Genomic DNA, 12,375 nt, shown 5'->3' with positions numbered 1-12,375 from the left:
TTGCCTTCCCTATCCTATTATATTAGATAACTGTAGTTTAGTACACCTAATTTATATCTTATTTATCTTCATCTACTTTGAAATCAGCATCTACTACATTATCATCATGTGGTGCACTTTGAGCTCCTCCAGCTGCTGCATTTGGATCAGCTGCTCCTTCAGCCCCACCAGCTTGTTGATACATCTTTGTAGCTATTGGATAGAATGATTGATTTACTGCTTCGATTGCAGCTTTAGTAGCTTCTACATCATCTCCATCTTTAACCTTCTTAAGATCTTCAATTTTAGCTCTTACTGCTGCCTTTTCATCCTCAGTAGCTTTATCTCCAACTTCATTTAAAGTCTTTTCTATTTGATATATAGTTTGGTCTGCGTTATTTACAGCTTCAACTTTTTCTTTTCTCTTCTTATCTTCTTCAGCAAATTTTTCTGCTTCTTTTACAGCTTTATCTACTTCATCATCACTTAAGTTAGTTGAAGCAGTAATTGTGATATTTGCTTCTTTACCAGTTCCTTTATCTAATGCAGATACTTTAACAATACCGTTAGCATCTATATCAAATGTAACTTCGATTTGAGGAATTCCTCTTGGTGCTGGAGCTATACCTGATAATGTGAATTGTCCAAGTGACTTGTTATCCATAGCCATTTGTCTTTCACCTTGAACTACATTAATTTCAACTGATGTTTGGTTATCTGCCGCAGTTGAGAATACTTGACTCTTCTTTGTTGGAATAGTTGTATTTCTTTCGATTAATGGAGTAGCTATACCACCTGCTGTTTCAATTCCAAGTGTTAATGGAGTAACATCAAGTAATACAACGTCTTTAACTTCACCAGTTAATACACCTGCTTGAATAGCTGCACCAACTGCAACACATTCATCTGGGTTAACTCCCTTAGATGGTTCTTTTCCTGTAAAGTTCTTAACAGCTTCTACTACTGCTGGAATTCTTGTTGATCCACCAACTAAGATTATTTTATCTATATCATTTAATGAAAGTTTAGCATCAGCTAATGCCTTTCTCATAGGTTCAATACTTCTTTCAACTAGGTCATGAGTAATTTCATTAAACTTAGCTCTGCTTAATGTTAAATCTATATGCTTTGGACCTGTTGCATCAGCAGTGATAAATGGTAAATTTATATTTGTTTGTTGAGATGCTGATAATTCAATTTTAGCTTTTTCAGAAGCTTCTTTTAATCTTTGAACTGCCATTTTATCTTGCATTAAGTCAATTCCATTTGAAGCTTTAAACTCATCTGCAATATATTTCATTATCTTTTCATCAAAATCGTCTCCACCAAGCTTTGTATCACCGTTAGTTGATAATACTTCAAATACTCCATCTCCAAGATCTAGAATAGATACATCGAAAGTACCACCACCTAAGTCATAAACTAGGATTTTGTGAGCTGAATCTGTTTTATCTAAACCATAAGCTAATGATGCTGCTGTTGGTTCGTTGATTATTCTCAATACTTCAAGGCCTGCAATCTTACCTGCATCCTTAGTTGCTTGTCTTTGGCTATCATTAAAGTAAGCTGGTACAGTAATAACCGCTTGAGTTACTGTTTCACCTAAATAGCTTTCCGCATCTGCTTTTATTTTTTGTAAAACCATAGCAGAAATTTCTTGTGGTGAATATTGTTTTCCATCTATATCAACTTTATATCCAGTTCCCATATGTCTCTTTATTGAAATAACTGTTTTATCTGGATTAGTAATCGCTTGTCTTTTAGCTACTTGACCAACTAATCTTTCTCCATTTGCTTGGAATGATACTACTGAAGGAGTAGTTCTAGCACCTTCTGAGTTTGCTATAACTGTTGGTTCTCCACCTTCCATAACTGCTACACATGAATTTGTAGTTCCTAAATCAATTCCTATAATCTTTCCCATGATATTTTCCTCCTAAAACTTTATTAGTTTATTTAAACTTGAATTTTTCAGTTTATTATTTTTGAATTCTATTTATATATCTTAATAAGAAACTTGTTCCTATTTCTAATTAGCAACTTTAACCATAGTATGTCTTATTATCTTATCATCTTTCTTATATCCCTTTTGGAAAACTTCTGCTACTACATTTTTACCTAATTCTTCATCTTCTATATGCATTACTGCATTATGAAGATTAGGATCAAATTCTCCAGTAGCATCTATTTCTTCAACACCAAGTTTTGCAAATGAATCTTTGCATCCCTTTATTGTCATTTCAATTCCTTTTTTCAAGTCTTCAATACTACCATCAGCTGCAACAGCTCTTTCTAAATTGTCAAGAATAGGAACAATCTCTTTTAATACATCTACATATGCATCGCTATATATTCCTTCTTTTTCTTTAGCTGTTCTTTTTCTATAGTTATCATATTCAGCTGTTAATCTTAAAAGTCTATCTTTTGTCGCATCTAATTCTTCTCTCAATTTCTTATTTTCCTCTTCTTGATTTTTTACTAAATCTTCTTGATCTTCCTCTGCAGCTTCTATATTTTCTGAAGCCTCTTTGCTAGCTTCATTTGTTTCTGCTGCATCATTACTTTCTTGAGTCTCATTATCCTTTTCTGCTACTTCATCTGCAATTTCTTCTTTTTCTAGTTCTTCATTTTTAACATCTCTATTTTCTTCCATGTATCTAACACACACCTCTTCTCTTTAAATCTAACATCTATTTTGGATTGCTCAATATATTATTAAGCTCTTTTATAACTTCTGACATAATCATTATTACCTTTGAGTAATTAATCCTTCTAGGTCCAATTAATCCAATTTTCCCAATAGGCCTATCCTTAAAGGAATATTCAGCTGATATTATACTACAATCTCTAGCTTGTGGCTTGTAGTTTTCATCCCCTATACTGACTGTTATATTGTCTTGAGGATTAAACAGTTCCATCAAAGCTTCTTTATCATTCAAAAGCGATAGCATTTCTTTAGCTTTATCAATATCGTTATATTCAGGATAATTAAATATGTTGGTAGTTCCCTCCATGAATACTTCTGTAGAATCCGCCGAGTTTAGAGTCTCATATAAAATAGGCAATAAAGCATTGAATATTTCTTCATAGGCTCCTAGATCCTTTTTTAAGTTATTAATTACTTCTAAATTAATTTCTTGTATAGAAAGATTCACCAATCTATTATTTATAACTTCATTTATTCGTGTTAAAGTTTCAACTTCAGGAACTCTATTATTTAGCTTCATTATATGATTCTTTATGACACCAGTATCTGTTAAAAAAACTGATACTAAATTATGATCATCAACTTTAATCAGCTGAATTGACTTTATAAAGCTCCTTTTTACTGATGGTGTCTCAATTACACAAGTTAATTTAGTAAGTTCTGACAATAAGGCGCTAGTTTGCTTAACTATTTTATCTACTTCAAGCATTGCCGAATCGATTATATATTGTTTTATCCTTAGATCTTCTTCAACTGTTAGCATCTGATTATCCATGAGCTGATCAACATATAATCTATATCCCTTACTAGAAGGAATTCTTCCTGCAGAAGCATGAGGTTGTTCTAAGTATCCCATATCTTCAAGGTCAGCCATCTCATTCCTTATTGTTGCGGACCCAATACCTAAGTTATAGTTTTTAGCAATAGTTCTTGATCCTACAGGATCTCCTGTTCGAATATAGTCATTGATAATAGCTTGAAGTATTCTTATTTTTCTGTCATCAATACTCATAACCTCACCTCTTTTTGTTAGCACTCATTAACCTCGAGTGCTAATGACTATGTTTTTAATATATTATTTATGATGTTTTTTGTCAATTCTATTTATATTTATTATAGCTACCTAACGTTAATAATAAAGCAATTTTGTTAACTTAGCTCTTTATATCTCCTATTTTCTCCATTTTTATACGCAATATATTTTTATAATTGCGCTTAATCTTTCTTTAAACTTTTCATAAGAGAATCCATTAAGATAAAATGAAATCACTCATTACATAGTTTGATATTTCTATGCCATGCGCAGTTAGATATAGATTTCCCGAATTATGAATTAATAATCCTTTTTTAATATTTTTTTCAATAATTTCTCCATACACTTCATATATATCTTTATTAAATCGCTCTTTAAATTTCTCTACTTTTATCCCTTCAATCATCCTAAGCCCCATAAATAAAAATTCTTCCATATCATCTTTAATATCATTTACGTGAATTTCTTCAGTTACACTTTCTTTGTTATTTATTCTTTTTATATATTCCTTAATATTGTCTATATTTTTAATTCTTTTTTTATCTATAAATGAGCTAGCCGATACCCCTAGCCCTAAGTATTCATCGCATTTCCAATAAACTTTATTATGAAAGCACTCTTTGTCTTTCTTTGAATAATTAGATATTTCATATTGATGATATCCATACCCGTTCAATATATCTTTAGTGGCCAAATACATAATTCGTTCTTTATCCTCTTCAGGTAAATTCAACTTATCTTCTTCATATAAATTATAAAACCGAGTTCCTTCTTCTATAATCAAGCTATATGCAGATATGTGATCTAGTTCAAGTTCTGCTACTTTTCGCAAAGAACATTCCCAATCTTCAATAGTTTGATTAGGTAATCCAAACATCAAGTCTGCATTTATATTATTAAATCCTAGCTTTCTAGCAAGAAAATAATTTTCTTCAAATTCTTCATAGCTATGTATTCTTCCAATATCTTTTAATAAAGAGTTTTTTGTTGATTGTAATCCCATGCTAATCCTATTAACATTATGTTCCTTCATAATATTTAGATTTCTTTCATTTAATGTACCTGGATTACACTCCACTGTGAACTCCAAATCATCCTTTAAATTCAATTTATTTAAAGTACCTAGTAGTTTTTCTAGACTTAAGTCATTCAAGTAGGATGGCGTTCCTCCTCCAATAAATATGCTACTTATTCTGTATTCTTTTCCTTTTTGTAATATTTCATTACTTAACGCTTCTATATATTCGTTCATTAATCCTTCTTTTCCTGAATAAGATGGAAAATCACAATAAAAACATTTCTGTTTACAAAAAGGAATATGTATATATAAAGATATATCCCTCATTAATTTTTCCTCCAATACATTATTAAATATTTTACTTGATAAAATAAAGCAAAAATAAAGAATGAATAACTAGAGGAGCATTTACCCTTCATTTAAACCTATAAGGTGTGTACACCTTTAATTTAAATTTCAATAGATATTCTCGCTTTTATCATTCATTCTTTATTATTTATTTTTAGATAATATACATCATACTTTTTTCATATCAAAAACTATCTATACTAATAATTTTTCTGCCTGTTCTTTTAATAAGGCAATTTTACTTTCTGCATCTACAACAGAGAAACCATACACATTAACAAAATTGTAAAAATAATTAGCAAATGCTATTCTCTTACTACGTGTTATACCCAATGCTTCACCTAGCTTTTCTAAAAGTTCAACTTCTTCTTCATTATATTCTCCATCAATAAGAGCAAGGCCTATTAATTCAAAATAAATAATATTTTTGCATCTATTAGACGAACCTTTTAGAGTTTCACATACAGAATTTAGATCTGATTCTGATATTTCACTTTCATTTATATTTAGCTCTTCTAGATAGTCATTGTAAAGATTTTTTTCTTCTTTCGCAAAAACATTGTCTGAATTTGCAAGGATTTTAACCAATTGCATAAATGCAATTCCTTCATTTTTCTTTAACTCATTTAAAAACATTCAAACCCCTCCCAAACCGGCATTAAAATAATTATTTGTATAATACTAATTAATATTATACAAATAATTCCTCAAAAATAATATATTTTTATTTTATACATTCGCTAGTTTTTTAGAATTACTCTTTAAATAAATATAATTTACATGTATAAAGTATTCTATATTTATATTACTTATACTAACTAATCTACCTTTAATACCGCCATGAATGCTTCTTGTGGAACTTCAACAGAACCAACCTGTCTCATTCTCTTCTTTCCTTCTTTTTGCTTTTCAAGTAGTTTCTTCTTTCTTGAGATATCTCCACCATAACATTTAGCTAATACATCTTTTCTCATAGCTTTTACGGTTTCCCTTGCTATAATTTTAGATCCTACTGCTGCTTGAATTGGAATTTCAAATAATTGTCTTGGGATAATTTCTTTTAGCTTTTCAGCTATTCCTCTTCCTTTATGGTAAGCTCTCTCCTCTGGAACTATCATTGACAATGCATCAACTACATCCCCATTTAATAATATATCTAACTTAACTAATTTAGTTCTAATATATCCTTTAAATTCATAGTCTAAAGACGCATATCCTCTAGTTCTAGATTTTAATGTATCAAAGAAATCATATATAATTTCGTTCAATGGTATATCATAATTTACAACAGCTCTGGTTTCTTCTATATATTGCATATCTATGTATATACCTCTCCTATCTTGACACAGCTCCATAACTGCTCCAACATAGTCTTTTGGGGTTATTATAGATGCCTTAACTACTGGTTCCTCCATATAATCCACTTCTGTCAAAGGTGGTAGGTTAGTTGGATTTGTTATTTCTAATGTTTCTCCATCAGTTTTGATTACTTTATATATAACAGATGGTGCAGTAGTAATTATATCTAAATTAAATTCTCTTTCAACTCTTTCTTGAATTATTTCCATATGTAATAATCCTAAGAATCCACATCTAAATCCAAAACCTAAAGCAATAGATGTTTCTGGCTCAAAGCTTAATGCCGCATCATTTATTTGTAGCTTTTCAAGAGCTTCTCGTAATTCATCATACTTTGCTCCGTCAACTGGGTATATTCCTGAATAAACCATTGGTATAGCAGGTTTATAACCTGGAAGTGCTGTTTCGGTTGGCCTATTAGCTTCAGTTATAGTATCCCCAACTCTTGCGTCTCTAACATTCTTTATGGATGCTGTTACATATCCAACATCACCAGCACTTAACTCACTGATTGGAAGCACTCCTGGAGTAAACACTCCGACTTCAGTAACGTCATAAACTTTATTAGTAGCCATCAATTTAATTTTAGTTCCAATCTTTACTCTTCCGTCCATCACTCTAACTATACATACAACACCTTTATAACTATCGTAGTAAGAATCAAAAATTAATGCTTTTAAAGGAGCTTCTTCATCGCCATCAGGTGAAGGTATAGTTTTAACAACACACTCTAATACATCACCTATATTAAGCCCTGTTTTAGCAGATATAGTAGGAGCTTCTTCTGCTGGAATTCCTATTACATCCTCAATTTCTTTCTTAACTTCATCTGGTCTTGCAGATGGCAGATCAACTTTATTTATTACTGGTGCAATTTCCAAATCATTATCTAAAGCTAAATAGCAATTAGCTAAAGTTTGGGCTTGAATACCTTGTGTTGCATCAACAACTAATATCGCTCCTTCGCAAGCTGCTAAACTTCTTGAAACTTCATAATTAAAATCTACATGTCCTGGAGTGTCAATTAAATTAAGAATGTATTCTTCACCATCGTCTCTTCTATATACAAGCCTCGCTGCTTGAGACTTTATTGTAATTCCTCTTTCTTTTTCTATCTCCATATTATCTAGAACTTGCTCTTCCATTTCCCTTTTAGTTAAGGTTCCTGTAGTTTCAAGTAATCTATCCGCAAGGGTTGATTTACCATGATCAATATGTGCTACAATTGAAAAATTTCTGATATGTTTTTGTCTTTCACTTTTCATACGCATAACTGTTATCCTTAACGAAAAACAGTCCTTTCACCCCCGTTATAATTAAATCAGCTAAATTATAACATATATCCATAAAGAAAGGCTATCAAAACTTTCCCTCAATGCTCTATGTCTAATATGCCTTATATATATTTTAAAATCAACTAAATAATTTAACTAATATTATGGTTTTATTCTTTCAATTATATCCTCTATTTTTTTAATAAAAGAAGATTGATTATTTATCCTAAAATCATTACTTCCTATCTTAACTAAAACATCTTTTTCAGATTCTTTATAAATTTTAAGAAATGAATTATCCTTGATAAAATTCGAGAAATCTTCTCCAAATTCATTGCTTACAAGTTTATAATTTTCATTAGTATTTCCAAGAGGAGATAATGCTTTAGTATTAATCATATCTATTTTAATTATTCCAATAAAAATAATGAATAATATAAAAATCATTGGTGATATTCTTCTTAAAATGTTACTTTTAATAATTTTCTTCAATGTCGAAACACCCTTTTTAATTTATTTTTTGATTTTTATTTAGATTCTTTCCATATAGCAAAACTATTATTCACCCTCAACTTTCTCATTCAAACAATCTACTCACCAATTATCTCAATATTATGTATTAATAAATTAAAATAAAGAAAAGACTAGGGATCTAAATTCTAGCTTTAGACTCCTAATCTTTCCTTTAATTTTTATCATCAAGATTATATTTAAATCTCAACTTGAAATATCTATTTAAATACTTAGTGCTAAAACTCAAACTTGCATGTTATCTAACTTTTCCTATGCACTCAATATAACTTCCAACCCTTTTCCATGTAACTTTATACTTATTTCTTATTTAAAACTTCCGCAATTACTCTAGCCATACATTCTGCCGTAACTTTTGACTCGTCTGGTGTATTAGTATGAGATCCTATTTCAAAAAGTAAACATCCATCGCTTTTACTTTGATTAAATGCATTTTTCCCTCTATGATATGTTAATATTTTTATAGGCAATCCTGGGAATAATTCAGATGTTTTATTAAATACTTTCTCTGTAAGCTCTTTATTTTTAGGATATCTCGTACTATTTTCAGCATTTACAAACATTATTTTAGATGCGCTCATTCCATCAACTTCTGTTGTTGTCGCAGCTTTATCTTCTACGGAATCTCTATGCAGATCTATAACCATTTTGAAATCTCCATATTGTTTTAAATATTTATCAACCACTTCTCCAGATCTTGTATAACTATCATTATAAGAAATACAATTATTGGTTTTATCATGTATAACTGAAATCCCATAATTCTCTTCTAATTCATTAGCAAGAACATCGCCTACTCCCACTACATTGGTATCTTCATTTAAACTATCTGGTTCTGATGCATTATAATTTTCTGTAGTATGACTATGATATATTAATACTTCTGGCTTAGATTTATCCAATGTCTTCTTTAAGCTAGGATCATATATTGGGGTATTCTTACTATCAGTGTTTACTTGTACTTTTGATATACTGTCTTCGCTTATTTGAAACGGATTAAAACTAAAATTAGTTTCAGTATTGCTAGAACTTTCTCCATCACCAAAGAAACTAAGTTCATTTTGAATTATTCCTTTATAGCTAAGATTATTTAATCCTAATACTTGAAAACAAACATTCTTTAATGAAAGTTTATTTTCAGCATAGGTTCCTTCATCATAAACTTGGGATTCTATTATCGGCATTCCTAAATTTAACAATTGAACATAGGCAAATGCTCCTCTTTCCTTGCTATTTTTTAAAACATTACCTAATCTTATGAAAAATACACCTATAATTAAAATGAGGATTATTAAGCCTATATTAATGTTAGGTTTTGCTTTTATCCTTTTATTAATTTCACCTTTTTTTCCTCTTCTGCTCATATATATCACGGTAATCCCCCCCTTGCCCTTTTTTATATTTATATTAACGGATTTACATAATTATTCTAATAAATATCATTCTATCTATTTAAAAATTAGAATAGATTAAAATATACATTGATAATCAATCTAAAATAAAAAGATCCCAAAATAATTCAAATTACTTTGAGATCTTTTCTTCTTATTCTAAATTTCAAGAAATAAATTATTAATAATCAACCCATAAACTTATTAATCTCATCCATATCCATATTAGGTTGGACTGCCATGTTTATCCCATTGGCTATTATTCTTGATAAAGAATTAACCATTAAATCAATGTCCTTAGGTGTAACTATCATATCCATACTTGCTTTTGATGACATCACTTCCTTAATGAGTCTTTCCTTCTCATTTTTATCAAGAGATTTTAACATTTTATAAAATTCATTTCCACTTGATGAATTATTTATTAATGAATCTATTACAGAGTCTATAGTATCATTAGCAATTGTTGTTGCATCTACAACTGTTGGAATTCCTACCGCAATAACCTTAACTCCTAAATTTTCTTCATTTATTTGTTTTCTATTATTGCCTACTCCTGCACCCGGCGATATTCCAGTATCTCCAATTTGAATTGTTGTGTTGACTCTTTCAACTCTTCTTGCAGCTAGAGCATCTATACATATCACTAGGTCTGGTTTAATTTTTTCCACAACGCCTTTAATTATTTCCACAGTTTCGATTCCTGTAACTCCAAGTACTCCAGGCGCTATAGAGCAAACAGGTCTTACAGACTCATCAATTGCTTCTGGCATAACTGTTTGTAAATGCCTAGTTACCATAATCTTTTCTGTCACTTTAGGACCTAAAGCATCTGGTGTCACTTGCCAGTTTCCAAGTCCTACAACTAATACTGTTTTCTCTGTATCAATCTTAATTAATCTTTGCAAAATCTCTGATACTACTTGTGAAACTCTATCCATAGTTTCACCATCATATGCTGTAAAGTCTGGCATTCCTATAGTTATATAATTTCCCTTTGGCTTTCCAATTTTTTTAGCACCTTCATCATTTTTTACCTTTACTGTAGTTACCTTAATATCATCATCACTTTCTTCTATAACTTCTATTCCATCTATATCTACTTCATCCTTGTGACTTTCTTTATAAATTTCTCTCGCTTCAAGTACTAAATCCGTTCTTACATTTATCATACCAACACCTCTTTATAAATTTACTCAGTCTTATTTTTCCTTTTTCTTTGAATTTAATACTTGAATTACATAACTTCTGATGCTATAATAAGGTTTGTTGAATATGAACTCGTACGCAGATTTCCCCAAAAACTGCAGAGACCCTATAAAAATTTAAGGGGGTGAATTAAGAATGGCAAATATAAAATCAGCAAAAAAGAGAATTAAAGTTACTGAAACTAAGACTTTAAAGAACAGAATGATTAAGTCTGCTTTAAAGACTACTATAAAGAAATTTGAAGCTGCTATAGAAGCTAAGAATAATGAAGAAGCTAAAGCTTTATTTACATCAGTTGTTAAGTCATTAGATATGGCTGCTACTAAGGGAGTTGTTCATAAAAATATGGCTGCTAGAAAGAAATCAAGATTAGCTGCTAAGTTAAACTCTATGGCATAATCTTAAAACCCATCTAAGTAGATGGGTTATTTTTTTATATTCTTAATAAATATTATTTTTTAACTGTAAGTGTATTTATTAAAAGGAATTCCATTTCCATATTCTTATCTATTCCAGTTGATTTTAACTTTGTTTCTGTATTAACGCAAAGCCTAATTAACTCTGATAACTGCTTTTCTGTGAATTTATTTGTCTGCATTATTAATTTTTCACAAACAAACTGCGGCAACCTATAGTCTGACATAAAATCATCTACTTTTTTTCCATTGCTAAGTTTTATCTTTATCTCATATAATCTCAAGAAATGCTTTTGAATAGCACTTATTATCAGCATATGCTGGTCTGATTTATATAAAATTTCCTTCATAGTATCTATAGCTTTATCAATTTTTTTTGTAGCTATTAATTCAACTAAATCAAAAGTATCATCCTCACTGGATTTTGAAATAAGTATATCAATATCCTCTTTTTTTATCTCTCTTTCACCACAATACGATATAAGCTTGTCAGCTTCTCTTTTTATAATGTCAAAATTATTATAGACTTTCTCACAGAAATAAGATAACTCAGTTCTTCCAATTTGTTTTCCCTTCTCTTTAAATACTTCCGATACTTTCTTTAAATATTTGTCCCTTTTTAATTTATCACAATATACTATTGTTAAGGATTTACCAATAGTAGCTAATTTCTTATTTTTATTTGGTCTATCTCTCTTATCATTCAATAAATAATACATTATTAATACTGTATATGGAGGTAAATTTGATATATAGCTCTTAATATCATTGTATATTTTAGTTCCTGACGAATCAGTTTTGTCCTGTAAAAAATTAGACCTATAAACAACCACAACTTTTTTTTCTCCCATGAATGGCATTGTTTCACACGCATTCATGATAGCATCAAAACTTGTATTCATTCCATCTATCCTTATTAAATTAAGATCCATAAATTCTTCAGCTATATTCTTTTTTATAATCAGACTTATTCCATCTTTAATAAATTCTTCATCTAACCCACAAAATATATATCCATTTTTTATATTTCCTTTTTCGATCTCTTGCTCATAAACTTCGTAATTAATCACTTTAATTTTCCTTTCGTATAAAATGTGCTTCTAATTTAAT

General features: G+C 29.9%; 11 protein-coding genes. 1 reads left to right on the top strand and 10 read right to left on the bottom strand.

Annotation, left to right across the window (positions count from 1 at the left end; translation table 11 throughout):
• Positions 1-58 precede the first annotated feature (58 nt).
• The 9 genes from dnaK to gpr all read right to left on the bottom strand — a co-directional run bounded on the left by dnaK (position 59) and on the right by gpr (position 10,812).
• Positions 59-1,903, bottom strand: coding sequence for a molecular chaperone DnaK (dnaK, locus tag L1S46_RS13345; protein WP_011968174.1), 1,845 nt, complete (start codon positions 1,901-1,903; stop codon positions 59-61).
• Positions 1,904-2,008: 105 nt separating this feature from the next.
• On the bottom strand, positions 2,009-2,632 hold the full coding sequence (grpE, locus tag L1S46_RS13340; protein ID WP_011968173.1) for a nucleotide exchange factor GrpE: 624 nt from the start codon (positions 2,630-2,632) through the stop codon (positions 2,009-2,011).
• A 37-nt stretch (positions 2,633-2,669) separates the two neighbouring features.
• The gene (hrcA, locus tag L1S46_RS13335; RefSeq protein WP_011968172.1) at positions 2,670-3,698 is read right to left on the bottom strand and encodes a heat-inducible transcriptional repressor HrcA; all 1,029 of its coding nucleotides are present in this window, start codon (positions 3,696-3,698) and stop codon (positions 2,670-2,672) included.
• Between the two features lie 238 nt (positions 3,699-3,936).
• Entirely contained in the window at positions 3,937-5,064 is a 1,128-nt protein-coding gene (gene hemW, locus L1S46_RS13330; RefSeq protein WP_238900253.1) for a radical SAM family heme chaperone HemW, read from the bottom strand.
• Between the two features lie 216 nt (positions 5,065-5,280).
• Positions 5,281-5,721 carry a hypothetical protein gene (locus L1S46_RS13325; protein ID WP_238900252.1) on the bottom strand — a complete coding sequence of 147 codons (441 nt, stop codon included), beginning with the start codon at positions 5,719-5,721 and terminating at the stop codon, positions 5,281-5,283.
• 182 nt (positions 5,722-5,903) lie between these two features.
• Positions 5,904-7,709 carry a translation elongation factor 4 gene (gene lepA, locus L1S46_RS13320; protein ID WP_023974011.1) on the bottom strand — a complete coding sequence of 602 codons (1,806 nt, stop codon included), beginning with the start codon at positions 7,707-7,709 and terminating at the stop codon, positions 5,904-5,906.
• Between the two features lie 171 nt (positions 7,710-7,880).
• Positions 7,881-8,210, bottom strand: coding sequence for a hypothetical protein (locus L1S46_RS13315; protein WP_011968168.1), 330 nt, complete (start codon positions 8,208-8,210; stop codon positions 7,881-7,883).
• A gap of 338 nt (positions 8,211-8,548) precedes the next feature.
• Positions 8,549-9,622 (bottom strand): stage II sporulation protein P, encoded by a 1,074-nt coding sequence (locus tag L1S46_RS13310; protein WP_023974012.1) that lies wholly within the window; start codon positions 9,620-9,622, stop codon positions 8,549-8,551.
• A 206-nt stretch (positions 9,623-9,828) separates the two neighbouring features.
• Positions 9,829-10,812: a GPR endopeptidase gene (gene gpr / locus L1S46_RS13305; RefSeq protein ID WP_023974013.1), complete on the bottom strand. Its 984-nt coding sequence runs from the start codon at positions 10,810-10,812 to the stop codon at positions 9,829-9,831.
• Positions 10,813-10,984: 172 nt separating this feature from the next.
• Between gpr and rpsT the strand changes: the two genes are divergently transcribed.
• Positions 10,985-11,248: a 30S ribosomal protein S20 gene (gene rpsT / locus L1S46_RS13300; RefSeq protein ID WP_011968165.1), complete on the top strand. Its 264-nt coding sequence runs from the start codon at positions 10,985-10,987 to the stop codon at positions 11,246-11,248.
• 52 nt (positions 11,249-11,300) lie between these two features.
• Here rpsT and holA read toward each other — a convergent pair whose 3' ends face one another.
• A complete protein-coding gene (holA, locus tag L1S46_RS13295) occupies positions 11,301-12,335 on the bottom strand; it encodes a DNA polymerase III subunit delta (RefSeq protein WP_238900251.1) in 1,035 nt (344 codons plus the stop codon).
• Between the last annotated feature and the right edge of the window lie 40 nt (positions 12,336-12,375).

This window comes from Clostridium sp. YIM B02500 (assembly GCF_022324665.1).
In the GTDB taxonomy this organism is placed as follows: Bacteria; Bacillota; Clostridia; order Clostridiales; family Clostridiaceae; genus Clostridium; species Clostridium beijerinckii.
The sequence above is the reverse complement of the archived record's forward strand: the minus strand, read 5'-3'. Positions and strand labels throughout refer to the sequence as shown.

What these genes read in the sequence shown, in the direction of transcription:
- hemW (WP_238900253.1), bottom strand. Translation starts at nt 5,064, where the DNA reads ATGAGGGATATATCTTTATATATACATATTCCTTTTTGTAAACAGAAA.
- rpsT (WP_011968165.1), top strand. Translation starts at nt 10,985, where the DNA reads ATGGCAAATATAAAATCAGCAAAAAAGAGAATTAAAGTTACTGAAACT.
- L1S46_RS13325 (WP_238900252.1), bottom strand. Translation starts at nt 5,721, where the DNA reads ATGTTTTTAAATGAGTTAAAGAAAAATGAAGGAATTGCATTTATGCAA.
- dnaK (WP_011968174.1), bottom strand. Translation starts at nt 1,903, where the DNA reads ATGGGAAAGATTATAGGAATTGATTTAGGAACTACAAATTCATGTGTA.
- hrcA (WP_011968172.1), bottom strand. Translation starts at nt 3,698, where the DNA reads ATGAGTATTGATGACAGAAAAATAAGAATACTTCAAGCTATTATCAAT.
- gpr (WP_023974013.1), bottom strand. Translation starts at nt 10,812, where the DNA reads ATGATAAATGTAAGAACGGATTTAGTACTTGAAGCGAGAGAAATTTAT.
- grpE (WP_011968173.1), bottom strand. Translation starts at nt 2,632, where the DNA reads ATGGAAGAAAATAGAGATGTTAAAAATGAAGAACTAGAAAAAGAAGAA.
- lepA (WP_023974011.1), bottom strand. Translation starts at nt 7,709, where the DNA reads ATGAAAAGTGAAAGACAAAAACATATCAGAAATTTTTCAATTGTAGCA.